We start from the raw sequence: 26,647 nt of genomic DNA on the forward strand, positions 1-26,647 counted from the left end.
ATTTTCTGCAGTTGCGAAGTAATAAAGTTGCCGAGGGGTGACTTCTGATGGACTTTTGTTACCCGCAAGATCTCGAATGAGGGCGACATGTTGGACAACCTTCCGCGCGGAACGATTTGTATCGAAGACATTGAAATGGGTATGTCCCGACACCTGCGTAAGGTGGTGACGGACGAGGATATCGAGATGTTTGCCGAGGTCTCGACGGACCGCAATCCGGTGCATCTGGACGATGACTATGCCCGTGACACGATCTTTGAAGGCCGCATTGCGCATGGGATGCTGACAGCAGGCCTGATCTCGGCGGTGATCGGAGAGCAACTTCCGGGACATGGCACTGTCTATATGGGCCAGTCGCTGAAATTCCTCGCCCCGGTACGCCCCGGCGATATGGTCTATGCCGAGGTCAAGGTGATCGATATCGACTTTGCCAAACGCCGCGTGAAGCTGGATTGTCACTGTGCGGTCGATGGGAAAAAGGTCTTGGTGGGTGAGGCGATGGTGCTGGCCCCCAGCCGTAAATTCGACTGATCCCCCGCTTGGTCCGATCTGCAGCTTGAACCTGCCGGGCAGTCCCGCTAGGCAATCTTCATGCAGATCATACGTGACTTCCAGTTTGTCGAGCCAGAAGACCGTGGTGCCAGCGTCGCCATAGGGAATTTTGACGGGGTTCATCTTGGGCACCAATCCGTCATTGAACTTGCGCGCAATGCTCACCCCGAGGCTCCGCTGGGTGTGATGACCTTTGAGCCGCATCCGCGGGAGTATTTTGCCCCCGATGCCCCGCCCTTTCGCCTGATGCGTGGCAATGCCCGTGCGCACCGGTTGCAGAAACTGGGCGTGCAGAAGCTTTATGAGTTGCCGTTCAACGCCGCCTTGGCCGGTCTGACGCCAATCGAATTTGCCCGGAACGTGATTTGCGATGGGTTGGGTTTGGCGCATGTGGTCGTAGGCGCCGATTTCTGCTTTGGCAAAGGACGCAGTGGCACGCCGCAGGACCTGCAACAGTTCGGCAACGAGATGGGTTTTGGCGTCACGATCGCCCCTTTGATGGAACGGTCCGAGAATGTGGTGTCGTCCACCGCGATCCGGACGGCCTTGTCCGAGGGCCGGCCGCGCGATGCTGCCGCAATGCTGGGGCACTGGCATCGTATCGAGGGCAAAGTTGTTGGCGGAGAACAGCGCGGTCGCGAACTGGGTTTTCCAACAGCCAATATGTCGATTGAAGGGTTGCACCCACCGAAATTCGGGGTTTATGCCGTGTTGGTCGACGTGCTGGACGGCCCGCATCAGGGCAGCTATCGCGGGGCGGCGTCGGTGGGGACACGGCCCATGTTCAACGGCGAAGTACCCAATATCGAAACCTTCCTGTTCGATTTCTCGGGCGATCTGTATGGCGCGACACTCTCGGTTGGGTTGGTAGAATATCTGCGCCCGGAGATGACCTTTAATGGCCTCGACGGGTTGATCACCCAGATGAACGACGATTGCACCCGCGCCCGCGCGCTTTTGGCTGCCCCATGAGCAAAGACCCCATCGACCGTACGGGGCTGACCCCGCGTTTTTGGGAGCGTAAGCCGCTGCAGAAGATGAACCCGCGCGAGTGGGAGGCGCTGTGTGATGGGTGCGGCAAATGCTGCCTCAACAAGCTGGAGGATGAAGACACGGGCGAGGTTGCCCTGACCTGTGTCGCATGCCGCCTGCTGGATGACGAAAGCTGCCGCTGCACGCAGTATGACATCCGGCATCAGTTCGTTCCAGAATGCATCGTGATGCGCCCCGACAACATCGACAGCCATGCCTATTGGCTGCCACAGACCTGCGCCTATCGGCTGCTGTGGGAAGGCAAGCCCCTTTACGACTGGCATCCGTTGATATCTGGTACGCCGGACAGCGTTCATGCCGCAGGCGTATCCGTGCAGGGGCGCACCGTATCTGAATTCGAAACCCCCTTGGAAGAGTGGGAAGACTATATCATCGAGGAGCCGAGCTGATGCATTTTGCCTCTGACAATTCCGGGCCTGTCCACCCCGAGGTACTCGCCGCTTTGGCCGAAGCCAACCAGGGCTATCAGATGGCCTATGGCGCGGACACTCTGATGAATGAGGTGCGCGATCGCATCAGAGGTATTTTTGAGGCTCCCGGCGCGGCGGTGTATCTTGTGGCGACGGGGACGGCGGCGAATTCTCTGGCCTTGGCTACGTTATCTCAACCGTGGGAGACGGTATTCTGTTCCCCCGTGGCGCATATCCATGAGGATGAATGCAATGCGCCCGAGTTCTACAGCGGGGCCAAGCTGACCCTTGTGCAAGGTAGTGACAAGATGAGCCCCGACGCGCTGCGTCAGTCCATCGAAGGCGAAGAAACCCGCGGCGTGCACGGGCCGCAACGAGGTCCGGTTTCCATCACGCAAGTGACCGAGCGCGGGTCGGTCTATACGCTGGAAGAACTGCAGGCGCTGTGCGGGGTGGCGAAGACGTATGATCTGCCCGTCCATATGGACGGGGCGCGGTTTACCAATGCTTTGGTCGCTCTGAACTGTTCTCCGGCAGAGATGACGTGGAAATCCGGTGTCGACGCCGTCAGTTTCGGCGGGACCAAGAATGGGTTGATGGGCGTCGAGGCTGTGGTGTTCTTTGATGAAAGCAAAGCCTGGGAATTCGAGCTGCGCCGCAAACGCGGGGCGCATTTGTTTTCCAAGCATCGCTATTTGTCGGCACAGATGGCCGCCTATCTCAGGGCTGATCTTTGGTTGAGATCAGCCCGTCAGGCAAACGCCAACTGCGCGCGTCTTGCTGATGGTTTGCGCGCCGCGGGGGCTGCGTTCTTGCATGAGCCTCAGGCCAACATGATCTTTGCGCGCTTCCCGCGTCGTCTGCATCGCAAGCTGCACGACGCAGGTGCAATATATCACCTATGGGGCGACACGTTGGAGGGCGCGGATGAAGATGAGATGCTCGCGTGCCGTCTGGTGTGTGACTGGTCTATATCGGCGGATCAGATCGATCAATTTCTGGGCTTGTTGTAAGGGAGTTGGGGGCTCTGCCCCCGTCGCAGCAGGCTGCGACTCCCCCGGGATATTTATGGCCAGATGAAGCAGGCGGACTGTGTCACGCCTTTAGCGTCGCGAGGTGACGGTCGAGGTCGTCGAGGCGGTCTTGACCCCAGAAGCGCTGGTCATCTGGCGTGATGTAAAAGGGCGCGCCGAAGACACCGCGTTCTACGGCTTCTTCGAGGTTGGCTGCGTATGTTTCAGCGCCCGCCAGCAGGCCGGTATCGGCAAGGTTCGGATCGAACCCCGCTTGCGTCAGGCAATCCCGGATCACACTGTCCTCGGCGATGTCTTTTTCCTCGGCCCAGCAGGCACGCAGCAAAGAGTGGCACAACTGCCCGACATCCCCCGAACCCTCTTGAGTGGCAGCGATCACTGCATATGAGGACGGAGCCATATTGGTCGGCCAGTGGGCGGGTTTAAGGTTAAAATCCATCCCCAGGTTTTTGGACTGACGCAGGAGTTCCTGCGCGCGGTACTCGGTGCGCGAGATATGTCTGTCCTTGGGCGGGGTGCCCCCGGTTCTGGAAAACAGTGCCATGATATCGAGCGGTTTGTAGTTGATGGTCGCACCGTGCTTTGCCGCAACCTCTTCCAGCCTTGTGCCCGCCAGGTAGGAATAGGGCGAAATTGTCGCAAAATAGTAGTCAATCTGGGCCATGTTCACTTTCTCCGCTGCGTTACCTTTGCGGGACGGTAAGGCCATGCTAAGCGGTGTCAACATCACGAATCTGTCACATTGCCATTGCTGCCCGGGGAAAATCAGCCGATGCCGACACTTCACGAACCCAAGCTTATCGCTGGGAACGCAAATCTTCCGCTTGCCAAAACCATTGCCCGCCGCATGAGCCTGCACCGCGGCGTTGATCAGGGATTGGTCGAGGCGCGGGTGGAACGCTTCAACGATGGTGAGATTTTCGTCGAGGTTTTCGAGAATGTGCGCGGCGAGGATATGTTCATCATCCAGCCGACCTCAAATCCGGCCAATGACAACCTGATGGAATTGTTGATCATCGCTGACGCCCTGCGCCGGTCGTCCGCGCAACGCATCACTGCCGTGATCCCTTATTTTGGCTATGCGCGGCAGGATCGCCGCACCAAGGCGCGTACGCCCATCAGCGCCAAGCTGGTGGCCAATATGCTGACCGGAGCGGGGATCGAGCGTATTCTGACCATGGACCTGCATGCTGCGCAGATTCAGGGCTTTTTCGACATGCCGGTCGACAACCTTTACGCCTCACCAATCTTTGCGCTGGATGTAAAGAAGCAGTTCAAGGGGCAAATGGATGATCTGATGGTGGTGTCGCCGGATGTCGGCGGCGTGGCCCGCGCGCGGGAATTGGCCAAGCGCATCAACGCGCCGCTGTCGATTGTGGACAAACGCCGCGAAAAGGCGGGCGAAGTGGCCGAGATGACCGTGATCGGCGACGTGAAGGATAAAATCTGCCTGATCGTGGACGATATGTGCGACACCGCCGGTACCCTCTGCAAGGCCGCTCAGGTGCTGATCGACAATGGCGCGAAAGAGGTTCATTCTTACATCACCCACGGGGTTATGAGCGGCCCGGCGGTTGAGCGCGTGACCAACTCGGTGATGAAATCTCTGGTTCTGACGGACTCGATCCAGCCCAAACCTGAGGTCGCCAACGCGCCCAACATCCGCATCGTGCCCACCGCGCCGATTTTCACGCAGGCGATCCTGAACATCTGGAACGGCACCAGCGTCTCGTCCCTGTTCGAGGACAAGACCCTGACACCGATCTATGAATCTCTTTACCATATGGATTGAGCGGGAGGCTCAGACGTGACCGGGAACAACCGTATCGTTCTGTCCAGCGACCACGCTGCGATTGAACTGCGCCAAGCCATCGCCAAACATATTACCCAACAAGGGTGGGAGGCCGTCGATATCGGGCCGACCACCGCTGAAAGCACGCACTATCCGCTGCACGGCAAGGCCGCAGCCGAGATGGTTGTTGCCGGCGATTGCCGTTTGGGCATCATTCTTTGTGGCACTGGGCAGGGCATCATGATGGCCGCCAACAAGGTGCCCGGCATCCGGTGCGGGGTGTGTTCAGATGCGTTTTCAGCCCGGATGATCCGTCAGCACAACGATGCCAATATGCTGTCCATCGGAGCGCGCGTCATCGGCGAGGGACAAGCGCTGGATATTGTCGATGCGTTTCTTTCTGCCGAATTCGAGGGCGGCCGCCACGCGACGCGGGTGGACATGATCGAGGCAGGCTGAAGACGCTGTTGATCGTCCGGGGGAACCAGAAACCTACGAGATGTCCCAATCATCCGCGTGAAAGACCTCTCCGATCGCGGTCCAGATTACGCGTATACGTGCGATGCGCGTGTCTGACCACGTGCGAAATACGGCGCTGAACCCCTGTGGTGTGATGTCTTGCGCCTGAACCTCGGCACGCAGGGCCGATGACGTGTCCACATCCCACAGCGAAACGCTGATCTGCACAGTCGGAGCTGATCGGAATGCTTCGCTAAACTGGACGCTTGTACGCCGTTCACGTGCGCCCTCGCCAGTCCACATCTCTCCGCCGTCGGCAAAATCCGAGAACAGAACAACCTCGCCCTGATCGATACCAATGGGGTGGGTATGAAACTTCTTCATCGTGTCGTCTTTTCATTCAATTCCGGCACCTTACCGCGCGCCTTTGACGAAATCACGACAAAAAAACGGCCCCGCATAGCAGGGCCGTTTCGAATAAACTGACATGAGCCGTTACAGGCTCATATGCGTTCCAAGAGCTTCCATGTCGGCCAGCAGTTTGGCGGCATCGTCGACAATGGTCTGATCGTCACCAGCCTTTGCGGCCTCGTGCGAGGCGCGGGCTTCGGCGATCATGTCATCCAAGTGCGACCGGGTCACTTCACTCACCGGAATGGCCTTTTCGGCCAGAACCGACAGGCTGTCGCCGTTGATCTGGGCAAACCCGCCGGTGACCAGGTATTCGCTGGCTCCTGCGGGTGCCTCAACCTTCAGCAGACCGGGGCGCAGCGTGGTGATGGTGGGGGCATGATCGGGCATTGCCGTCATGTCCCCGTCCGCGCCGGGTAGCTGGACCGCAGTGGCCTCAAGCGAAGCAAGGCTCCGCTCGGGGCTGACGAGGTCGAATTGCATCGTGTTTGCCATCAGGGATACTCCTTAGGCGGCTTCTGCGGCCATCTTCTCCGCTTTGGCGATCACTTCGTCGATGCCCCCAACCATCAGGAAGGCCGCTTCGGGCAGGTGATCGTATTCGCCAGCCACAACAGCTTTGAACGATGCGATGGTCACGTCCAGAGGAACCTGAACGCCGGGCGAACCGGTGAAGACTTCGGCAACGTCGAACGGCTGCGACAGGAAGCGCTCGATCTTACGGGCACGAGCAACGGTCAGTTTGTCTTCTTCCGACAGTTCGTCCATGCCGAGGATGGCGATGATGTCCTGCAGCGACTTGTAGCGCTGGAGGATCTGCTGAACGTCGGTCGCAACCGCGTAGTGCTCTTCACCAACGATGGCCGGGTCCAGCAGACGCGAGGACGAGTCGAGCGGGTCAACAGCCGGGTAGATACCCTTTTCCGAGATCGCACGGTTCAGAACGGTGGTCGCATCCAGGTGCGCAAACGAGGTCGCCGGCGCGGGGTCGGTCAAGTCGTCCGCAGGAACATAAATGGCCTGCACCGAGGTGATCGAGCCCGACTTGGTCGAGGTGATGCGTTCCTGCAGGGCGCCCATGTCGGTGGCCAGTGTCGGCTGGTAGCCCACCGCCGAAGGAATACGACCCAGCAGAGCCGAAACCTCGGAACCCGCCTGCGTAAAGCGGAAGATGTTGTCGACGAAGAACAGAACGTCGGTACCGGACTGGTCGCGGAACTGCTCAGCCAGGGTCAGACCGGTCAGAGCAACACGCGCACGCGCTCCTGGAGGTTCGTTCATCTGACCGTAAACCAGCGCAACCTGAGATTCCGACAGATTGTCGGGCTTAATCACGTTGGATTCGATCATCTCGTGATACAGGTCGTTGCCTTCACGGGTCCGTTCACCAACACCCGCGAACACCGAGAAGCCCGAGTGCACTTTTGCGATGTTGTTGATCAGTTCCATGATCAGAACGGTTTTACCAACGCCGGCCCCGCCGAACAGGCCGATTTTACCGCCTTTGGCGTAGGGGGCCAGCAGGTCAACAACCTTGATGCCGGTGACCAGGATTTCCGACTCGGTCGACTGTTCGTCGAACTCGGGCGCGGGCTGGTGGATCGCGCGGGCTTCGGTTGCTTCGACCGGGCCTTTTTCGTCGATCGGCTCGCCGACGACGTTCAGGATGCGGCCCAGGGTGGCGTTACCAACCGGAACCGAGATCGGTGCGCCGGTGTCGGTGACCGCTTCGCCGCGGACCAGACCTTCGGTCGCGTCCATCGCGATGGTACGGACGGTGTTTTCACCCAGGTGCTGAGCAACTTCCAACACCAGGCGCTTGCCGTTGTTGGTGGTTTCCAGCGCGTTCAGAATTTCAGGCAGCTGATCTTCGAACTGCACGTCAACGACGGCCCCGATGATCTGTGTGACTTTGCCTTTTGCATTCGCCATGTTTCGTCTCCGGTTTTCTTACAGCGCTTCGGCGCCGGAAATAATTTCAATCAGCTCGTTGGTGATCACGGCCTGACGTGAGCGGTTGAACTGGATCGTCAGCTTGTCGATCATCTCACCCGCGTTACGTGTCGCGTTGTCCATCGCGGACATCCGTGCACCCTGTTCAGACGCTCCGTTTTCGAGCAGAGCCGAGAAGATCGCGGTCGCGACCCCCTTGGGAAGCAGGTCGGCCAAGATGGCCTCTTCGCTGGGCTCGTAGTCGAAAATGGCACCGCTGTCGTCACCCTCGGTCTCTTCGAACGAGGCCGGGATGACCTGCTGTGCCGTCGGAATCTGGGTCACAACGTTGACGAACTTCGAGTAGAAGATCGTGGCAACATCGAACTCACCCCCGTCAAAGCGGGACAGGACGTCCTTGGCGATGTCCTGCGCATTGGTGTAACCAATACGCTTGACCTCGCTCAGGTCGACGTGACCAACGAACAAATCGGCAAAGTCGCGCTTGAGTGCATCGCGACCCTTTTTACCAACGGTCAGAACCTTGACCGTTTTGCCTTTCCCGCGCAGCTCTTCCGCCTTTTGACGGGCCAGCTTGGCGATGTTCGCGTTGAAGCCGCCACACAGGCCGCGTTCAGCTGTCATCACAACCAGCAGATGGACATCATCACTGCCCGTACCACGGAGCAGCTTGGGGGCGCTGTCGCTGCCCCCGACCGACGCCGCCAGCCCCGCCATCACGGCATTAAACCGTTCGGCATAAGGGCGCGAGGCTTCGGCAGATTCCTGGGCACGGCGCAGTTTTGCAGCCGCGACCATCTGCATGGCCTTGGTGATCTTGCGGGTCGATTTGACCGACTCGATCCTGTTTTTAAGGTCCTTCAGACTAGGCATCGGAACCCCCTATCAAGCGAAGGTCGCGGCGTATTCGTCGATCGCTGCCTTAAGCTTGTCTGCTGCGTCACCTTTGATCTTCGGATCTTCGTCGGTGATCCACTTGAGCAGGTCAGCATGTTTGCCGCGCAGGTGCGCCAGCAGACCGGCCTCATAGCGGCCAACATCCGAGACGTCGATCTTGTCGAGGTAACCGTTGGTGCCAGCGAAAATGACGCAGACGATTTCCGCGTTGGTCAGCGGCGAGTACTGCGGCTGCTTCATCAGCTCGGTAAGACGCGCACCACGGTTCAGCAGCTGCTGAGTTGCGGCGTCGAGGTCCGAACCGAACTGCGCAAAGGCCGCCATTTCGCGGTACTGAGCCAGTTCCAGTTTCACCGGACCGGCAACCGACTTCATCGCATCGGTCTGAGCCGAGGAGCCCACACGCGAAACCGACAGACCGGTGTTCACAGCAGGACGGATGCCCTGATAGAACAGTTCGGTTTCCAGGAAGATCTGGCCGTCGGTGATCGAAATCACGTTGGTCGGAATAAACGCCGAAACGTCACCACCTTGGGTTTCGATAACCGGCAGAGCGGTCAGCGAGCCTGCACCAAAGTCCTCGTTCAGCTTCGCCGAACGCTCCAGCAGACGCGAGTGGAGGTAGAAAACGTCACCCGGATAGGCTTCACGTCCGGGCGGACGACGCAGCAGCAGGGACATCTGACGATAAGACACAGCCTGCTTCGACAGGTCATCGTAGATGATCAGAGCGTGGCGGCCGTTGTCGCGGAAGTATTCGGCCATCGCGGTCGCCGAGTAAGGCGCCAGGAACTGCATCGGTGCCGGGTCGGACGCGGTCGCGGCCACAACGATCGAGTATTCAATCGCACCGGATTCTTCCAGTTTCTTCACCAGCTGCGCAACGGTCGAACGCTTCTGACCAACAGCCACGTAGATGCAGTACAGTTTCTTCGACTCATCGTCGCCTGCTGCGTCGTTATAGACTTTCTGGTTCAGGATGGTGTCCAGCGCCACCGCGGTTTTACCGGTCTGACGGTCACCAATGATCAGTTCCCGCTGGCCACGGCCAATCGGGATCATCGCGTCAACCGATTTCAGGCCGGTTGCCATCGGCTCGTGCACCGATTTACGCGGGATGATGCCAGGGGCTTTTACGTCAGCAACGCCACGCTTGGATGCATTGATCGGGCCTTTGCCGTCCAGCGGGTTGCCCAGACCGTCCACAACACGACCCAGCAGCTCATCCCCGATCGGAACGTCCACGATCGAGTTGGTGCGCTTGACGGTGTCACCTTCTTTGATGTCACGGTCAGACCCGAAGATAACAACACCCACGTTGTCGCTTTCCAGGTTCAGCGCCATGCCCATGATGCCGCCGGGAAATTCGACCATCTCACCCGCTTGCACGTTGTCCAGGCCGTATACACGGGCAATCCCGTCACCGACGCTCAGCACGCGGCCGATTTCGGCCACTTCGGCTTCCTGACCAAAATTCTTGATCTGGTCCTTCAGGATTGCAGAAATCTCTGCAGCTTGGATTCCCATTTATCCGACCTCTTTCATTGCATTCTGTAGGGAGTTCAGCTTCGAACGGATCGAGCTATCGATCATTTTCGAGCCCACTTTAACGACAAGACCGCCGATGAGGCTTTCATCCACGGTCGCATTGATTGTCACGGTCTTGCCCACACGCTCGGACAGCGTTTTGGACAGTTTATCCAGTTGAGTCTTGGTCAGTGCCTTGGCCGAGGCGACATCGGCGGTCACTTCGCCACGCTCTTCGGCCAGCATGTCGCGCAGAACCTGCACCAGTTGCGGCACAACGAACAGGCGGCGTTTCTGCGCCATCAGACCCAGCGTGTTGCGCAGGATCGGGTTCAGACCCATCTTGTCGGCGACTGCGGTGATTGCGCCTTCTTGTTCAGCGCGCGAAACCAGAGGCGAAGCGATCAGGTCACGCAGTTCGGCGCTTTCGCCCAATGCTGCTGCCAGATCGTTGATGCCGGTTTCCAGACCCGCCAGGTCATTATTCTCTTTCGCGATCTCGAAGATCGCAGTGGCATAGCGCTCGGCGATGCCTGTGGAAATCGAAGCTGGTTCGGACACGTCCACCCTTCCGATATTTGAGGCCCCGATTTCGGGTAGCGGCCGCTACCTTGGGGCGTGAGAAAACCCCGTCCATGTAGGGCGGGGATCAAAATCACCGGGGATGTAGCAGAGGTATTCCAACCTAGCAATACGCTATAGCGGTAACATACTTATCCACAAACCTTTAACTTTCAGATACTTACACCAAGTGCGACCCTTTGGACCGGTTGGGGCAGTTGAAAAATGTTACGAATATGCAGGTTTTTGCGATTCCTGTGACTTTTTTCCCGCAACTTTCGCCGAGTCAAAGATCCGCCTCAGGCGGGCTTCAACAGCCCGTCTAGCGCTTTGATCGGACGCTTGGCGGTGTCCTTGGTCACGCTGCCGCTGGGCGGGCGGATCAGCTTGCTGGCCTCGACCATGAGCACACCGCCCGCCATGACGGTCGGGATGCGCTGGCCGGTTTTTTCGATCAGGCTGCCCGATTTCAGCCAGAACCGGCGGAATGAAGGCGGCAGGTACAGCGCCGAACAGTGGTTTTCGGGGACGAAATGATGCTTGCGCAGAAGGTTCTCAAGCTGCGTGGCAGAGTAAGGATGCCCAAAGCCAAAGGGCGTCCGGTCCGACCGCGACCAAAGCCCGGCCCGGTTCGGCACCACAAACAGCGCCCTGCCCCCCGGCCCCAGCACGCGCCAGCATTCCTCAAGCACCTTGCTGGGCTGTTCCGAGGTCTCAAGCCCGTGCATCACCACCAATTTGTCGACATGCCCTGTCTCGATCGGCCAGAGCGTTTCTTCGGTCAGAACCGAGACATTGGGCATCCCCGCCGGCCACGGCATCACGCCCTGCGGCCCTGGCATCAGCCCGATCACCCGCCGCGCATCCGCAAGATAGGGTCGCAGCAGAGGCACGGCAAAACCAAACCCTGCAACGGTTTGCCCTTTGGCTTCGGGCCACAGATCGACCAACCGCCCGCGGATCGCCGCCTGCGCAGCACGGCCCAGCGTGCTGCGATAGTAAAAATTCCTCAGATCCTGCACATCAAGATGCATTGCGGACACCCGGTCAATCGGCTTAGCTGGGCACAGTCTAGCAATGAAAGGGCAAAAGGCCATGCCTCTTGAGATCGTCACTATTCCTTGCCTCAGCGACAATTACGCCTTTCTCGCCCATGATCCGGTCAGCGGTGAGACCGCGCTGATCGATGTGCCCGAGGCGGAGCCGATTCTGGCGGAACTGAACGCACGTGGCTGGCGGCTCAGCCATGTCCTGCTGACGCACCATCACTGGGATCATGTCGATGGCCTGCCCGGCATTCTGGAAAAACACCCCGCGCGCCTGATCGGCGCGAAGGCCGATGAACATCGTCTGCCGAAACTCGATCAGTCTGTGGTTGAGGGGGATAGTTTTTACATCGGAGGAGAGCCTGTCGAGGTTCTGGATGTCTCGGGCCATACCGTGGGGCACATCGCTTTTTATATGCCGGTCTCGGGCGCGGTTTTCACTGCCGACAGCTTGATGGCGCTGGGATGCGGGCGACTGTTCGAAGGCACGCCTGCGCAGATGTGGGCCTCTCTCAGCAAGCTGGCGGCACTGCCGGACGAAACAATCGTGTGTTCTGGACATGAATATACCCAGTCAAACGCCAAATTCGCCCTGACCGTCGACCCCGACAACCCGGCCCTGCAGGATCGAGTCGCCGATATCAACCGCGCCCGCGTCGCTCAGGAGCCCACCGTTCCCTCGGTTCTGGCGCTTGAAAAGGCCACAAACCCGTTTCTGCGCGCGGCCGATCCGGCGATTCAGGCGCATCTGGGCATGGAAAAATCTGACCCTGCGTCGGTTTTTGCGGAAATCCGTGCCCGAAAAGACCGCTTTTGATGCGTTTCAACCCTCTTCACGGCCACGGTCACAGGAAATGTGACTGTCAAGTGAAAGAAAACCCTTGAAGCCGGGCCACGATCAACCAAACTCTAATAGTATGAGGACATGGTTGGGATGGGGATCCGGCCGATGCTCGGACCCCCTTCCGGCCCAATATAGAGGAGCACCCGCGTGCCTTCATTCTCGAGCACATTGGAACAAGCCATCCACGCGGCCCTTGCGGCGGCGAATGAACGGCGACATGAATTCGCAACGCTAGAACATCTGCTGCTGGCGCTGCTGGAAGAACCCGATGCAGTGCGCGTCATGAAAGCGTGCAGCGTCGATCTGGACGAATTGCGCAGCACACTGGTCGAATTCATCGACGAGGACCTGTCAAACCTCGTCACAGATATTGACGGGTCCGAAGCGGTGCCGACGGCGGCTTTTCAGCGTGTCATCCAACGCGCAGCGATCCATGTGCAAAGCTCGGGCCGTACCGAGGTGACCGGGGCCAACGTCTTGGTTGCCATCTTCGCCGAACGCGAAAGCAACGCGGCTTATTTCCTGCAGGAACAGGACATGACCCGCTATGACGCGGTGAATTTCATCGCCCATGGCGTTGCCAAAGATCCGGCCTACGGCGAAAACCGACCGGTCACCGGCGCGGATGAGGTGGAAGATGAGGCGCAGACCACATCTGGCGAGGCGGACCAGAAAGAAAGCGCGCTGGGTAAGTATTGCGTCGACCTGAACGCCAAATCGCGCGCCGGCGACGTCGATCCGCTGATCGGCCGCTCGGACGAGGTGGAACGCTGCATTCAGGTGCTGTGCCGCCGCCGCAAGAACAACCCGCTGCTGGTGGGTGATCCGGGTGTGGGCAAAACCGCCATCGCCGAGGGTCTGGCTCACAAGATTGTCGCCGGTGAGGCCCCGGATGTTCTATCGGAAACCACGATCTATTCTCTCGACATGGGCGCGCTGCTGGCGGGTACCCGCTATCGCGGCGATTTCGAAGAACGGCTGAAGGCGGTCGTGACCGAATTGGAAGATCACCCCGACGCTGTGCTGTTCATCGATGAAATCCATACCGTGATCGGTGCCGGTGCCACATCGGGCGGTGCCATGGATGCATCGAACCTGCTGAAGCCTGCCCTGCAGGGCGGCAAGCTGCGCACGATGGGCTCGACCACCTATAAAGAGTTCCGCCAGCATTTTGAGAAAGACCGTGCGCTGAGCCGTCGGTTCCAGAAGATTGACGTGAACGAACCTTCGGTCGAGGACAGCGTGAAAATCCTGCGCGGTCTGAAACCCTATTTTGAAGAGCATCACGCGATCAAATACACCGCAGATGCGATCAAAACGGCTGTGGAGCTTTCGGCGCGCTATATCAACGACCGCAAGCTGCCGGACAAGGCCATCGACGTGATTGATGAAGCCGGTGCCGCGCAACATCTGCTGGCCGAAAGCAAGCGCCGCAAGACCATCGGCGTCAAAGAGATCGAGGCCGTCGTCGCCAAGATCGCGCGCATTCCGCCGAAGAATGTGACCAAGGATGATGCGGAGGTTCTGAAAGACCTCGAAACCTCGCTGAAACGGGTGGTGTTCGGTCAGGATGAAGCGATTGAGGCGCTGTCCAGCGCGATCAAACTGGCCCGCGCGGGTCTGCGTGAGCCTGAGAAGCCCATCGGCAACTACCTGTTCGCCGGTCCGACCGGTGTGGGTAAAACCGAGGTCGCGAAACAGCTGGCGGATACGTTGGGAGTGGAACTGCTGCGTTTCGATATGTCGGAATACATGGAGAAACACGCTGTCTCCCGTCTGATCGGTGCGCCTCCGGGCTATGTCGGGTTTGATCAGGGTGGTCTGCTGACCGACGGCGTCGACCAGCATCCGCACTGTGTGCTGCTGCTGGACGAGATCGAGAAGGCGCATCCGGATGTGTTCAACATTCTGTTGCAAGTGATGGATCATGGCGAGCTGACCGATCACAACGGCCGTACGGTGAACTTCCGCAACGTGGTCCTGATCATGACCTCGAACGCGGGCGCGCAGGAGCAGGCCAAGGCCGCCATCGGCTTTGCCCGTGACCGTCGCGAGGGCGAGGATACCGCCGCGATCGAACGCATGTTCACGCCGGAATTCCGCAACCGTCTGGACGCCGTGATCTCGTTCGCGCCGCTGCCCAAAGAAGTCATCCTGCAAGTGGTCGAGAAATTCGTCCTGCAGCTTGAGGCGCAATTGCTGGATCGCAATGTGACCATCGATCTGACCCCCAAGGCCGCCGAATGGCTGGCCGACAAGGGGTACGACGACAAGATGGGCGCCCGCCCGCTGGGTCGCGTCATTCAGGAGCACATCAAGAAACCTCTGGCCGAAGAACTTCTGTTCGGCAAGTTGGCCAAGGGTGGAGTGGTGCGTGTCTCGGTCAAGAAAGGTGATCTGAACCTTGAAATTCTGGGACCCGACCAGCCTCGTATTCCGGGCGATAAACCTCCGCTGCTGACAGCGGACTGATTTAAAGACCTTGGAAGACAACAGCGCCCGCCCTTCGGCGGGCGTTTTTCGTTTAGCGCTCGGTCAGTTTCAGCTCAATCCGACGATTTTGGGCGCGGGCTTCGGGGGTGTCGGCGGGATTGACCGGTTGGAACTCGCCAAAGCCATTGGCCGCAAGCCGATTGGGCGGGATACCCAACGCATCAACCATGAACCGCACCACCGACAGCGCGCGACCCTGGCTAAGTTCCCAATTGTCGCGATACCGCCCGCTGCCCGCCAATGGCACGTTGTCCGTGTGCCCATCGACCCGAATGACCCAATTCAAACCCTCGGGGATTTCGGCAGCGACAGTTCGCAGGATTTCGGCCACCTTCGCGACCTCCTGACGACCTTCGACAGAAAGCGTGGCAGAGCCCGTGTCAAACAAGACCTCGGACGAAAACACAAAGCGGTCGCCTTCGATGCGTACGCCTTCCTGATCACCCAATACATCGCGCAGTCGCCCGAAGAACTCGGACCGATAGCGTTGCAAATCTTCCGCTTGCGCGGTCAGTTCCTGATTTTGCCCGGCAAGCCTTTCCGCCTCGGCCTCGAGCCGGACGCGTTCTGCCTCTTCCAGCAGGCGGCGACGGCGCTCTTCCGAGGCGGCGCGGGCAAGCGCTGCGTTCAGGTCCTGGCCCAGCGACTGGATCTGAATCTCGGCCGCCGCGTTGCGTTCCTCATAATCGTCCAACAGCGCCTGCAACGATCCAAGTTGGCCGCGTAGCGCGGACATCTGCTGGTTCAACAAAGCTGTCTGGCGTTGCGCCTCGGTTGAGATTTCTTTCTCTGACGCAAGTGCCTCCTGTGCCACAGCCAACAAGGCCGCACGCTCTTCAGCCAGTGAACTTTGCTCATCTGCCTGCGACTGCGACTGCGTCTGCGCGTCCAGTGCCGCTTGCAATTGCGCCTTCAGTTCATCGGGATTCAACTCACCGAATTGCCGCTCAAGCTCGGCTCTGGCTGCCTGTGCTGCGGCCAGTAATGTCAGGGTTTCTTCCGCTTCCTGTCGCTGCGCCTCGAGCGCCAATGTCATAGCGGTCAGCTCGGCATCCGCATCCTGAAGCCGGTTCCGCAGAGTTTCGGCGGCGGCGGCTTCCGCGAGACGCGCGGCTTCCTCATCGCTTAGCTGCTGCTGCAAATCGGCAATCTGACCCGCCTGCGTGGCCTCGCTGGCCTCAAGATCGGCCACCAGCGCCTCAAGCGCCTCGCGACGGGCCGCAGCAAGGCGGGCGGCTTCGGTCTGGGCATCAATCTCGTTACGGCTTTGGGCCAGAGCGAGGTTCAGGGCCTCCTGCTCGTCCAGCAATGCCGCACGCTCTTGCAGCAAGGCATCCTGCTGATCAACCAAGGTGGCAATATCGTCCCGCGCGCGTACCTGATCGGCCAGCAATGCTGCAACCTGTGCCTCAAAACCCGTGATCTGCGACTGCGCCTCAGACAATTCGTCCTCGACCTGTCCGAGTGTTGCGTTCAGTGTGCCCAACCGTGCCTGCAGGCGGCTGTTTTCGCGTTCCTCCAATCCCAGCGCCCCGGCCAGGGCTGCGACCTCATCCGACAGCGCGGTCAGTTCGTCCTCTTGACCCGAAATAGTTTCGCGCAAAACAAACTGAACGATCATGAAGATGGTCAGCACGAAGGTCAGAACCATCAACAGCCCTGTCATCGCATCGACGAAGCCGGGCCAAACCGAGCCCGAGAATCGATGACCGGTGCGGCGGGACAGGGCCATCTTTTACTCCCCGTCCGACGGGGTGCGCACAGCCCCGCGCGGCAGCGTCAGGGCCTTGACCAGCAGCTCAAAATCCTTGCGCAGCTCGTTCATGCTGTCCTGACGACCGGCAGAAATCTCTTCCAGTATGCGCAGCAACTGGACGTCCATCGAGCGCAGGCGCATACGGCTTTCGGCATCAATCCCCTCGCCCGCGCCATGTTCGCGCATGTGATCTAGCAGCGCATCCTGCCCCAGCGCCACGCGTTCCAACGCGGCGGTGACGCCTTCGGTCTGGGCCTGCCGTTGGTTCATGTCAGTGATCGCATCCACCAGATGGCCCAGTTTGGCCGAGACCTGGGAGCGGTCCGCCTCATGCGCCGAAAACAGGTCCTGCAGCGCATCCATCTGTTCGGACATCGCATCCAGCACTGGCGTCAGAACCGCCAGTTCCGCGCCCCCTTCATCCCCCGCCGCAAAGCCGACGCGGGTTATCGAGGACAGCCATTCCTCTAGCTCGCGATAAAACCGGTTCTGGCCGTGACCCGCGAACAGCTCCAGCAGGCCGACGATCAGCGACCCGGCAAGCCCCAGCAGGGACGAGCCAAACGCAACGCCCATGCCCTGCAACTGAGACTCCAGCCCGGTCATCAGGCGGTTGAACACCGCCAACCCTTCCTCGCCTTCCTGCGGGTTCAGGCTGCGGATGGTGTCTACGATGGCCGGAACCGTGGTCGCCAGACCAAAGAACGTGCCCAAGAGGCCCAGATAGATCAGGACGTTGGTGATATAGCGCGTGATCTCGCGTTCTTCCTCGACCCGTTCAGCCACAGAGTCGAGGATCGACCGGGTCGAGCTGGAACTGATCTGGGACCGCGCCCCACGTGCGCGTAGCAGCGAGGCCAAAGGGGCCAGCAGTTGCGGCGGGCGCACGTCGTCGCGTTCAACACCGCCGACAAAGGCCTCGATCCAGCGAACGGAACCGATCAGTTGCGTCACCTGCAGGAAACAGGCCGCCACACCAATGACAAAGACCAGCAGGATGAATCCATTCAGGTACAGGTTGGCCTGAATCACGGGCAGCACATAAGGCAGGGCCATGAACACGCCAAGGCCCGACAGCCCGATTGCGATCAGCATCATGAGGATTTGACGGATCGGCTGCGAGAAATGCGGTCTCACGCCCTGTTGTGCCTGCGCCATGCGCGTGGCTCCCGGTATTGTCTGCTCTGGGCTGAACCTATCGAAGTTCCGGGCATGACGCCAAGGGTTTATGCGCTGATTGCGCGGACCCGTTGCGACAACCACTCAAGGTCGGGGTCATGCAGGCCGATCTCGCTCAGATGTGAAGCGGTGTTGTAGAGGTATTCGTCGTTAGGACCGCGCCCTCCGACGGCATGCGCGATGATCTGGGCCTGCTCTTCCAACGGCAGGCCGCCACAATACTGAACGTGATGCGCGTCGATTACGTATGTCACCGCGTTGACGACCTCACCGGCGTCCAGATGCACGTCCAGCATTCGCTCAAGATAGGCGGATGAGATCAGTTCGCGCTCGCGCAGTTCCGCTAGCGTGCGGTCTTCATGCCCGGCCTCGACCGCAAGCGCCAGACCGGTGCAGCGGGCCTCGGGCTGTTCGTCTAGGGCCAGCACCAGACCAGGCTCTTCCTCGGTGCCGCGATGGTGGATCGAACGCATGCAGAACGACCGAGCATAGCCGTGCAGCGTGGCGCGTTCGCTGCGGGCCACCGGAAAGCCGGGATTCCACAACAACGATCCATATCCGAAAACCCACATCGTCATAGCTCTGGTCCTTGCCCGTTTGGCCCTGTAAACACCAAATCCGAGGCAGGAAAAAGGGCCATTCATCATGCGGCGTCTGATACGCGTACTTGTGTTCATTGCCCTCGCGTGGAGCGCCTATTGGTTTGTCGCAGGCTACGGGCTGCGCAATGCCATCACCGGGTGGTTCGATCGCCAGCAGGAATTGGGTTGGCAGGCCGATTACTCGGATGTCGCCACCGCCGGGTATCCGCTGCAGCATATCACGCGTCTGAACAATCCCGCGCTGGCCGATCCAGTGAACGGCACCGCCTGGAGCGCCGACTGGATCGAATTCGAAAGTCCTGCCATCTGGCCGGGCCGTCAGATGCTACGCTTTGCCAGCACACCGCAGCGGCTGTCCTATTTCGACCAGACCACCACCGTTCAGGCCGAGGGGATGCAGGCCGAGTTGCACCTGCAACCCGGTGTCGCGCTGGTGCTTGAACGGATGGCCCTGACCGCCGAGCGCTGGCTGATCTCGGATGAGCAGGCCCCGCAGGCTGGCGGGCAAAGCCTCAGCCTGATCATGGCGCAATCCGGAACGCCCGAAAGCTACAACATCACCGCCAAAGTTGATGGCTTCACACCGGGCGAAGAGTTGCGACGGCTTATGCGCTCGGCTTCCTCTCTGCCGCAGTCCTTTGAGACGCTGGAGCTGGATAGCTTTATCACCTTTGACAAGCCATGGGATCGCAGCGCGCTGGAACAGGGTCGCCCGCAGCCGGTCGCGATTGACCTGAGGCTGGCCGAGGTGAAATGGGGCGAGCTACGGCTGTTCGCAACCGGCGAACTGGACGTTGACGATCAGGGCATCCCCACCGGAGAGATCGCGGTCAAGGCCGAAAACTGGCGTGACATGGTGGCTATGGCCAACGCTGCAGGGGCGCTACCGGATCAGGCGGTTGATCCGGTGACGCGGGCGCTGGGGTTCATGGCGGGTCTTGGCGGAAATCCAAACGCGCTGGATATGCAGCTGAACTTCCGCGATGGGTTTGTGGCTTTGGGGCCGCTGCCTCTGGGCCCCGCCCCGCGGTTCATTCTGCGCTAACGGCAGTAAGAGCCTCTGCGATAACGCGCTGTATCCAGATGGAAATGGTCGCGATGATAGCGATCTGCATATGGTCCCAACACCGTTCCAAACGGTCCACACGCCCCACGCCAGACTTTGACCAGCTGCTTCTTTGATGGATTTTTGCGCCAGCCCTTCAGCACCGTCACAACCTCACCATCCGCCATCCGGAAACCCGAAATATCGATCGCCCGGCCCTTACCATGCTCGGATATCCGGGCCCCCTTTTGGTTATTTCTGGTTCGGCAGGCGTAGTGCGCCGCGACCTGCAGTTCGACAACCGGTCCACGTCGCTTGAAGGTCGGCTTTACGCTCTTTTCCACCCATTTGTTCAAGGCCTGCGCCGTGCCACAGTCCATGGTCGAAGGACGACTAAGCTTGACCCCCGCGACCGAGGTGATCTGAACCGCGTCCTTGATCCCGCAGGCCTTGATCTTCCCAGTCACCCGGCCAACAGGCGTGCCCTGAATATCAACATCGCCACACACCGAGCTTTTCCGCAGCTTGCGTTTTTTGAACAGAATCTTCTGCTCCATTTCCTCGGACCGCAGATAGGGCCGGATCGAATTTTCCGGGCTCAGAAATGGCAGGTCTGACGGTCGGGCAGCAGCAGCCGTCACCTGAGGCGAAACCGGCCGCAGTGCTGGACGGGTTTTTGCTGGAACGATGACCGCCCCCGCATCCGACAGCGTCGGGCGTTTCAACGGAACAAGAGAGGTTTCGGGTGCCGCCGCGTGAACAGTCGTCGCCAGTACGACGAAACCAATTGCAATACAGCCGCTCAACCCTCTCATGTGGATGCTTTCCCCCGTCCGAAATCCGGCGCGTCTGTATCCTGCCCGGCGTCAATGATGCCCCGCCGGATGGCGCGGGTGCGGGTAAAGTAATCGAACAGTTGCTCTCCGTCACCTGTTCGGATCGCGCGCTGGAGCGCAAAAAGCTCTTCCGTGAAGCGGCCCAGAATTTCCAGCGTCGCATCTTTGTTTGTCAGGAACACATCGCGCCACATGGTCGGGTCCGAGGCTGCGATCCGGGTGAAATCCCGGAAGCCAGCCGCCGAGTATTTAATAACCTCGGTATCTGTCACCCGCCGAAGATCGTCGGCAACACCAACCATCGTGTAGGCAATCAGGTGCGGCGCGTGCGACGTCACCGCCAGCACAAGGTCATGGTGATCGGCATCCATCTCATCGACATTCGAGCCCATGCCTTCCCACAACGCACGCAGGCGGGCGATAGCATCCGGGTCCGACCCTTCGACCGGCACCAGCAAGGACCAGCGATTGTCAAACAGTTCAGCAAACCCGGATTCCGGCCCGGAATGCTCGGTCCCGGCTAGCGGGTGCGCCGGGATGAAATGCACGCCTTCGGGTATGTGAGGCGACACCGCCTCAATCACATGACTCTTGACCGAGCCCACATCCGAAACCGTCGCGCCCTGCTTCAGGACGGGTGCCATCTGTTCTGCAACCGCACCCATCGCACCGACGGGCACGCAGAGCACGACCAGATCGGCCCCCTCAACGGCCTCTTGCACCGTGTCACAAACGCGGTCGCACAGACCGATGCGGCGCGCGGTCTCTCGGGTCGCATCCGAGCGGGCATAACCTGTGACCTCTCCGGCCAGTCCTGCGCGCTTGATCGCCCAGAACATCGACGAGGCGATCAGGCCCAGCCCGATCAGCGCCACACGGTCATAAATCTGGCTCATGCAGCGCCCCCTTTGAACGCGGTAATGGCTGCGACCACACGGCGGCAGGCCTCTTCATCGCCGACGGTGATCCGCAGCGCATTTGGCAGGTTGTAGCCCGCAACCCGTCGCACGATCAAACCCTGAGTTTTCAGGAACTCATCACAAGCCTCGGCCTCGGCCCGATCCGTAAAACGGGCAAGGATGAAATTGGTGCATGACGGGTCCGAAGGCACACCGATCTTGGCCAGCTCATCCGACAACCAGACCCGCAGGCGCGCATTTTCGGACTGGCAGAATTGCAGGTAGTCTTCATCCTGCACCGCAGCCTCAGCGGCCGCCAAGGCGGTCAGCGACAGGTTAAAAGGCTGACGCACGCGGTTCAGCACATCGATGATCTCTTTCGCCGCATAGCCCCAGCCCACACGCATCCCCCCAAGCCCGTACACCTTTGAGAACGTCCGGGTCATGACCACTGTCTCGAACCGGTCCACCAGTGCAGCCCCACCGTCGAAGCCATCGACGAACTCGGCATAGGCCCCATCCAGCACCATCAGACAGTTGCTGGGCAGAGCTTCGGCCAGACGCTCCAATTCGGCCTCGGGGATCATGGTCGAGGTCGGATTGCCCGGGTTGGTCACGAACACGATCCGCGTCTTGTCGGTCACAGCGTTCAGGATATTGTCGACATCCACCTGCCGATCCCGCTCGGGCACCATCACAGGCGTGGCCCCAGCCATGCGCGCGATGATCGGATACATGGAAAATCCGTGTTCGGTATAGATCACCTCGTCCCCCGGCCCGGTATAGGCCTGCGCCACGAATTGCAGCACCTCATCGCTGCCAACACCACAGATCAACCGATCCGCGTCCAGCCCGTGCCGCCGCGAGATCGCGGCCCGCAGGCTGGCATGGTCGGTGCTGGGATAACGATGCAAGGTCGCGGCACTATCACGTACCGCTTCAATCGCCTTGGGGCTTGGCCCGAACGGATTTTCATTCGAGCTGAGCTTGATGACCTCGGCCACCCCTGCCACATGGGACTGACCGCCCTGATACAGCGCGATGTCCATAATGCCGGGTTGGGGTATGGGTTTGGTCATGAGGGGCTCCGTTCCTTGCGCCCCTCATACCTGTCTCAACGGGTTGAGAAAAGTGGCAATTCCCTCAGGCCGCCTTGAAGCGGGCCGTCGCCGGATCGGCGTTGTAGAACGGCGCGTATTCTTCGGTCCGGCGGGACAGGTCATTGACGCTGTCGATGATGAACTGAACCGTCTCTTCGCTCATGAGATACGAAAAATTCAGCCGCACCCAACCGGGTTTCTTCATCTCTTCCCCCGCTGACAAAGCGGCGTGCAACTGGTCCGAGGTTTCGCGATCAATCCCCAGCAAACGGTGCGCATAAGGCCCCGCGCAAGCGCAACCACCCCGCGCCTGTATCCCGTAGATATCGCTGAGCATCCGCGTGAATAGCTGCTGATGCACGGGCTGCCCGTCGCTGTCCCGTACAAGGAACGAGAAGATCGGCAGACGATGCGCATTCTCGGTCCCCAGCAAGGTCAGGTGCGGATTGTCCGACCAACCCTCGATGGCCATCTTGTTGTAAAGCGCTTCGCGCCGCGCGATTTCGTCGGTTCCGACCGCATCCTTGACCATAAACGCCAGCGCCGCGCGGATGTCGCCGATGACATTGGGCGTGCCCGCCTCCTCCCGCGTCGCAAGATCGGTGCTGTAATCATGCCGCCAGGGCGAAACAAAGCTGACGGTGCCTCCACCCGGCCAGCTTGGGCAGCTGCGCTGAACCGCATTCTGATTGACCACCAGCACCCCGGACGCCCCCGGCCCGCCCGGAAACTTATGCGGAGAGACCACAATCGCATCCTTCCGCGCGCCATCCGACCCCATATCCATCGGCAGGTACGGCCCACCACCCGCATAATCCCAGACCGCCAGCGCCCCATGCGCCTTCAGCAGCCGGGTTACCGGATCAGGATCAGTGATGATGCCCGTGACATTGGAGGCCGCCGAGAACGATCCGATCACCAGATCAGCACCCGCATGTTCGACCAGAGCCGCCTCAAGCGCCTGCATATCCGGCCCACCGTCCGCTGCCTCAGGGATTTCCACCACCTCAGCCTTGCTTTCTCGCCATGGCAAGATGTTTGAGTGATGCTCATACGGCCCGATCAGCACAACCGGTCGGTCAGCCTCTTGCACTCCCAGCAGACTGACCAACCGGTTGAGGCCCGCGGTGGCACCGGACCCGGTGAAGATCACCGCATCCTCTTCCCTGGCACCAACAATGCGGGCGACCTCGGCCCGCGCCTCGCGGCGCAGACGGGTCATGTGAGACCCACAATAGGAGGCTTCGGTGTGGCTGTTGGCATAAAACGGCAACACATGCGCAGCTACAAAATCCTCGACCTGCCGCAACGCGCGACCCGAGGCGACGTAATCCGCATATACAAGCGGCACATCCTGATGCAGACCCGGGATGAGTACCCCCTCACCAATCAGCCCGTCACGCAGCGTATTTCCGTGAATGGCAGATTGAATATCCGCGCGAAAGATCGACAAGGTCATTGCACAAGCTCCGTATTGCTAAACCCAATGTGATTGATGCGTCGCGCGGAAACGTTCCCTATTTTTATATCCTATTACAATTTTTTGTGTCATATGACCCTCTATGGCAGACAAAATAGATCAAATAGACAAACGCGTCCTGAAAGAGCTGCAGAAAGACGCCACACTGTCCCAACGCGAGCTGGCGGATCGGGTCGGCCTGTCCCAGAACGCCTGCTGGCGACGGCTGAAGGCCCTGAACGATAACGGCGTACTGCAAGGCTCGTCAGCACGGATCGCGCGTGAGAAACTGGGGCTGAACCTCGTGGTCTTCGTCATGCTCCGCACCCGCCACCATTCGGCCGAGTGGCTGCAGGCCTTTCGCAGCCATGTGCTGACCATACCCGAGGTGGTAGATTTCCACCGCATCGGCGGCGATTATGACTATCAGCTCAAGGTCGTCACACAGGATATGACCTCATATGACAAGGTCTACCAACGCCTGATCGAAAAGGTCGAACTCGACAGCGTGACCTCCTACTTCGCCATGGAGGCCATTGCCGAAGGCCGCCCCCTCCCAATCTGATCCAGATCTTCATCTGGCCAAAAATATCCCGGGGGAGTCGCACAGCGACGGGGGCAGAGCCCCCATCCAAACAAAAAAGACCGCGCTGAAAGCGCGGCCCTTGTTTTCTCGATATCGGCGAAGATCAGTTCTTCGCGTAGAATTCGACGACCAGGTTCGGCTCCATCATCACCGGATACGGCACATCGCTCAGACCCGGTGCGCGCACGAAGGTCGCGGTCATTTTCGAGTGGTCGGCATCAATGTAGTCAGGCACATCACGCTCAGCCAAACCGACAGCTTCCACAACAACGGCCAACTGCTTGGACTTGTCACGCACTTCGATCACGTCGCCTTCTTTGACGCGGTAGCTGGGGATGTTGACCCGCTTGCCGTTCACCTTGACGTGGCCATGGTTCACAAACTGACGCGCAGCAAACACGGTCGGTACGAATTTGGCGCGGTAAACGACCGCGTCCAGACGGCGCTCCAGCAGCCCGATCAGGTTTTCACCGGTGTCGCCTTTGACACGCTCGGCTTCGGCATAGATGCGGCGGAACTGCTTCTCGGTCAGGTCGCCATAGTAGCCTTTCAGCTTCTGCTTGGCGCGCAGCTGCAAACCAAAGTCCGACAGCTTACCCTTGCGGCGCTGGCCATGCTGGCCGGGGCCGTATTCACGACGATTGACCGGGGATTTCGGACGACCCCAGATGTTTTCGCCCATCCGGCGGTCGATTTTATACTTGGCAGACGTGCGTTTGGTCACGGCTGATCTCCTTCTTTAGGTCGAGGCCCAGTGGGCCACTATGAAGGGCGTTGTCCTCTTGAGGTTTCCCCCATGACAGGCATCCCCTTGCGGGGGCCACCAACACCAATGAAGTCGCGCTTATATCCGGGACTTTGGCAGAGTCAACACGTCTCGTTACCTACTGAACAAGATTCGGACCATTAATATCTGAGGTCAGATTACTCTGCCGCCAGCGTCGCCATGCCCGGAGCCGCTCTCGCAAGCGGCTGCGCTGCGGCTGGGAACGCGATAACGGTGCTGTCTGCTGCCCGGTGGATCACGGCAGGCTCGATCGGATCCGCAACAGCGCTGATCCAGAATTCCTGACCAGCCTGCGGTGCTTCGTTCTCAAACACCAGGACCGGTGCAGTTTCGCCCAGAACCGTCGCCAATCGGGCCACGAATTTCTGTGCTCCATTCGAAAATTCAATCCTGTCCAGATCCGAACTCACCTGAACAGCTTCACCCTGCAACCAGCGCGCAATATCCGAGAACTCGTCGGACAACACCTGACCTCGCAGGTCGCCACCAAATTCGCTTGTCAATTGAATCGCGCGACCTCGCCAAGACCAAGACGCCCCTACAGACACCAAACCAAGAGGTGCCGCCTCAAGACCGTCAACTTCTGTTTGAGACCAAGAAATAGCTATATGACCGTTTGTTCCGGTTCTCATCTACCCGCCCGCACTTTTACTCATCCCACCATTAACAATTTCTGTCTATCAATGATGAAATGGGCAGAAAAGAGACCGAATTGCAGCATTCACAAAAATGTTGCCAAAGAACAAACTCACTTTGAGACTAGGTGTCTCATCCGCGATTCGGCTTAGGTTTTGGACGCTAGCCCCGCGGTGAGGACGTTAAGCACGCAGTCTGGTGGGCTTTTTGTAGATTGAACGGGCTGTTTGGATATTGGTTGCGGGAGGATGCAACCACCGTTGCCGAACACAATTGAAATGTCAGGTATAGGCACGAACCCGACGTGCACAACTCGTCACTAAACTTCTGTTATGCGGGACCAAAGCGCCATTTCGCTGCGGCTGCGCCAATGGCTGCTTTCAGCGCCTGACGAAAAAAAGGGGAACAGCAAATCAGCGGCACCGTAATTGAGTAGGTCGATGGACCTGCACACCTGATCTAATTCAGAAAGTGAGATACCAATAGCAGTAAGTAAGTCTCGTAATCAGATAATTCTTCGCTGTCTTTTTGCTGAAGCTCTCGAAACGTCAGATCCCGAACTACTTTTTTTGCCTTCCTTGATTTTTTGTTTCGGTCCGCCTCGGCGATTTCAGATGCCCAATAAATTGAACCGTTCTGACTGTCTGACGTCAGCACCAATGGGACAGTTTAAGTCGATTTGATAAGAGAGGGTTTCTGGCTCATCGTAACCGCCAAGGAGTGGAGATGA

At 59.4% G+C, this 26,647-nt stretch carries 27 protein-coding genes; 10 read left to right on the plus strand and 17 right to left on the minus strand.

The window, feature by feature from the left end; translation table 11 throughout:
- The first annotated feature begins 87 nt into the window (after positions 1-87).
- Genes ACR0KM_RS17805 through ACR0KM_RS17820 form a run of 4 tightly spaced genes read left to right on the plus strand, consistent with a single transcriptional unit; the run spans position 88 to position 3,028 of the window.
- On the plus strand, positions 88-531 hold the full coding sequence (locus tag ACR0KM_RS17805; RefSeq protein ID WP_480860915.1) for a MaoC family dehydratase: 444 nt from the start codon (positions 88-90) through the stop codon (positions 529-531).
- Positions 532-591: 60 nt separating this feature from the next.
- Entirely contained in the window at positions 592-1,524 is a 933-nt protein-coding gene (locus tag ACR0KM_RS17810; RefSeq protein ID WP_480860917.1) for a bifunctional riboflavin kinase/FAD synthetase, read from the plus strand.
- Complete coding sequence (locus tag ACR0KM_RS17815) at positions 1,521-1,994, plus strand: YcgN family cysteine cluster protein (protein ID WP_480860919.1); 474 nt, start codon at positions 1,521-1,523, stop codon at positions 1,992-1,994. The genes ACR0KM_RS17810 and ACR0KM_RS17815 overlap by 4 nt, the downstream gene beginning before the upstream one ends.
- Positions 1,994-3,028, plus strand: coding sequence for a threonine aldolase family protein (locus ACR0KM_RS17820; RefSeq protein WP_480860921.1), 1,035 nt, complete (start codon positions 1,994-1,996; stop codon positions 3,026-3,028). Before ACR0KM_RS17815 ends, ACR0KM_RS17820 begins: the two co-directional genes overlap by 1 nt.
- 82 nt (positions 3,029-3,110) lie before the next feature.
- Here the strand turns inward: ACR0KM_RS17820 and ACR0KM_RS17825 are convergent, their stop codons facing one another.
- Positions 3,111-3,713 (minus strand): DsbA family protein, encoded by a 603-nt coding sequence (locus ACR0KM_RS17825; RefSeq protein ID WP_480860923.1) that lies wholly within the window; start codon positions 3,711-3,713, stop codon positions 3,111-3,113.
- Between the two features lie 108 nt (positions 3,714-3,821).
- Between ACR0KM_RS17825 and ACR0KM_RS17830 the strand changes: the two genes are divergently transcribed.
- Positions 3,822-4,841 carry a ribose-phosphate pyrophosphokinase gene (locus tag ACR0KM_RS17830; RefSeq protein WP_480823089.1) on the plus strand — a complete coding sequence of 340 codons (1,020 nt, stop codon included), beginning with the start codon at positions 3,822-3,824 and terminating at the stop codon, positions 4,839-4,841.
- A 15-nt stretch (positions 4,842-4,856) separates the two neighbouring features.
- Positions 4,857-5,300, plus strand: coding sequence for a ribose 5-phosphate isomerase B (gene rpiB / locus ACR0KM_RS17835; RefSeq protein ID WP_480860925.1), 444 nt, complete (start codon positions 4,857-4,859; stop codon positions 5,298-5,300).
- A 33-nt stretch (positions 5,301-5,333) separates the two neighbouring features.
- On the opposite strand, the gene ACR0KM_RS17840 is transcribed toward rpiB, so the two are convergent.
- The 7 genes from ACR0KM_RS17840 to ACR0KM_RS17870 form a co-directional block, all read right to left on the minus strand.
- Positions 5,334-5,684, minus strand: coding sequence for an H-type lectin domain-containing protein (locus ACR0KM_RS17840; RefSeq protein WP_480860928.1), 351 nt, complete (start codon positions 5,682-5,684; stop codon positions 5,334-5,336).
- 111 nt (positions 5,685-5,795) lie between these two features.
- Entirely contained in the window at positions 5,796-6,206 is a 411-nt protein-coding gene (locus ACR0KM_RS17845; RefSeq protein WP_480823095.1) for a F0F1 ATP synthase subunit epsilon, read from the minus strand.
- Positions 6,207-6,218: 12 nt separating this feature from the next.
- A complete protein-coding gene (gene atpD, locus ACR0KM_RS17850) occupies positions 6,219-7,643 on the minus strand; it encodes a F0F1 ATP synthase subunit beta (protein ID WP_480860930.1) in 1,425 nt (474 codons plus the stop codon).
- Between the two features lie 18 nt (positions 7,644-7,661).
- Positions 7,662-8,537, minus strand: a complete 876-nt coding sequence (locus ACR0KM_RS17855; protein WP_480860932.1) for a F0F1 ATP synthase subunit gamma — start codon at positions 8,535-8,537, stop codon at positions 7,662-7,664.
- Between the two features lie 12 nt (positions 8,538-8,549).
- Complete coding sequence (atpA, locus tag ACR0KM_RS17860; RefSeq protein ID WP_480783926.1) at positions 8,550-10,088, minus strand: F0F1 ATP synthase subunit alpha; 1,539 nt, start codon at positions 10,086-10,088, stop codon at positions 8,550-8,552.
- Positions 10,089-10,649, minus strand: coding sequence for a F0F1 ATP synthase subunit delta (locus ACR0KM_RS17865; RefSeq protein ID WP_480860934.1), 561 nt, complete (start codon positions 10,647-10,649; stop codon positions 10,089-10,091). It lies immediately after the preceding gene.
- Between the two features lie 299 nt (positions 10,650-10,948).
- A complete protein-coding gene (locus ACR0KM_RS17870; RefSeq protein ID WP_480823101.1) occupies positions 10,949-11,683 on the minus strand; it encodes a class I SAM-dependent methyltransferase in 735 nt (244 codons plus the stop codon).
- A gap of 61 nt (positions 11,684-11,744) precedes the next feature.
- Here ACR0KM_RS17870 and gloB point away from each other — a divergent pair, with 61 nt between their 5' ends.
- Entirely contained in the window at positions 11,745-12,512 is a 768-nt protein-coding gene (gloB, locus tag ACR0KM_RS17875) for a hydroxyacylglutathione hydrolase (RefSeq protein WP_480860936.1), read from the plus strand.
- 174 nt (positions 12,513-12,686) lie between these two features.
- The gene (gene clpA, locus ACR0KM_RS17880) at positions 12,687-15,011 is read left to right on the plus strand and encodes an ATP-dependent Clp protease ATP-binding subunit ClpA (protein WP_480823105.1); all 2,325 of its coding nucleotides are present in this window, start codon (positions 12,687-12,689) and stop codon (positions 15,009-15,011) included.
- A 52-nt stretch (positions 15,012-15,063) separates the two neighbouring features.
- Here clpA and ACR0KM_RS17885 read toward each other — a convergent pair whose 3' ends face one another.
- The 3 genes from ACR0KM_RS17885 to ACR0KM_RS17895 all read right to left on the minus strand — a co-directional run bounded on the left by ACR0KM_RS17885 (position 15,064) and on the right by ACR0KM_RS17895 (position 18,545).
- Positions 15,064-16,764: a peptidoglycan -binding protein gene (locus tag ACR0KM_RS17885; RefSeq protein ID WP_480860938.1), complete on the minus strand. Its 1,701-nt coding sequence runs from the start codon at positions 16,762-16,764 to the stop codon at positions 15,064-15,066.
- A 3-nt stretch (positions 16,765-16,767) separates the two neighbouring features.
- Positions 16,768-17,946 carry a biopolymer transporter ExbB gene (locus tag ACR0KM_RS17890; RefSeq protein ID WP_480860939.1) on the minus strand — a complete coding sequence of 393 codons (1,179 nt, stop codon included), beginning with the start codon at positions 17,944-17,946 and terminating at the stop codon, positions 16,768-16,770.
- Positions 17,947-18,014: 68 nt separating this feature from the next.
- Positions 18,015-18,545, minus strand: coding sequence for a gamma-glutamylcyclotransferase (locus ACR0KM_RS17895; protein ID WP_480860941.1), 531 nt, complete (start codon positions 18,543-18,545; stop codon positions 18,015-18,017).
- A gap of 67 nt (positions 18,546-18,612) precedes the next feature.
- Here ACR0KM_RS17895 and ACR0KM_RS17900 point away from each other — a divergent pair, with 67 nt between their 5' ends.
- Positions 18,613-19,614, plus strand: a complete 1,002-nt coding sequence (locus tag ACR0KM_RS17900; protein ID WP_480860943.1) for a DUF2125 domain-containing protein — start codon at positions 18,613-18,615, stop codon at positions 19,612-19,614.
- On the opposite strand, the gene ACR0KM_RS17905 is transcribed toward ACR0KM_RS17900, so the two are convergent.
- From ACR0KM_RS17905 to ACR0KM_RS17920, 4 genes are all read right to left on the minus strand, one after another.
- Positions 19,611-20,429 (minus strand): extensin-like domain-containing protein, encoded by an 819-nt coding sequence (locus ACR0KM_RS17905; protein ID WP_480860945.1) that lies wholly within the window; start codon positions 20,427-20,429, stop codon positions 19,611-19,613. The two genes, ACR0KM_RS17900 and ACR0KM_RS17905, sit on opposite strands and share 4 nt — an antisense overlap.
- On the minus strand, positions 20,426-21,346 hold the full coding sequence (locus ACR0KM_RS17910; protein ID WP_480860948.1) for a prephenate/arogenate dehydrogenase family protein: 921 nt from the start codon (positions 21,344-21,346) through the stop codon (positions 20,426-20,428). The genes ACR0KM_RS17905 and ACR0KM_RS17910 overlap by 4 nt, the downstream gene beginning before the upstream one ends.
- Positions 21,343-22,428 carry a histidinol-phosphate transaminase gene (gene hisC, locus ACR0KM_RS17915; protein ID WP_480860950.1) on the minus strand — a complete coding sequence of 362 codons (1,086 nt, stop codon included), beginning with the start codon at positions 22,426-22,428 and terminating at the stop codon, positions 21,343-21,345. Before hisC ends, ACR0KM_RS17910 begins: the two co-directional genes overlap by 4 nt.
- A 64-nt stretch (positions 22,429-22,492) precedes the next feature.
- Entirely contained in the window at positions 22,493-23,908 is a 1,416-nt protein-coding gene (locus tag ACR0KM_RS17920; RefSeq protein WP_480860952.1) for an aminotransferase class V-fold PLP-dependent enzyme, read from the minus strand.
- A 103-nt stretch (positions 23,909-24,011) separates the two neighbouring features.
- Between ACR0KM_RS17920 and ACR0KM_RS17925 the strand changes: the two genes are divergently transcribed.
- Positions 24,012-24,473: an Lrp/AsnC family transcriptional regulator gene (locus tag ACR0KM_RS17925; RefSeq protein ID WP_480731225.1), complete on the plus strand. Its 462-nt coding sequence runs from the start codon at positions 24,012-24,014 to the stop codon at positions 24,471-24,473.
- 124 nt (positions 24,474-24,597) lie between these two features.
- Here the strand turns inward: ACR0KM_RS17925 and rpsD are convergent, their stop codons facing one another.
- Both rpsD and ACR0KM_RS17935 read right to left on the minus strand, forming a co-directional pair.
- Positions 24,598-25,218, minus strand: coding sequence for a 30S ribosomal protein S4 (gene rpsD / locus ACR0KM_RS17930; protein WP_480860954.1), 621 nt, complete (start codon positions 25,216-25,218; stop codon positions 24,598-24,600).
- 200 nt (positions 25,219-25,418) lie between these two features.
- The gene (locus ACR0KM_RS17935) at positions 25,419-25,784 is read right to left on the minus strand and encodes a hypothetical protein (protein ID WP_480860957.1); all 366 of its coding nucleotides are present in this window, start codon (positions 25,782-25,784) and stop codon (positions 25,419-25,421) included.
- Positions 25,785-26,647 lie beyond the last annotated feature (863 nt).

This window comes from Ruegeria sp. G10 (genome assembly GCF_056533645.1).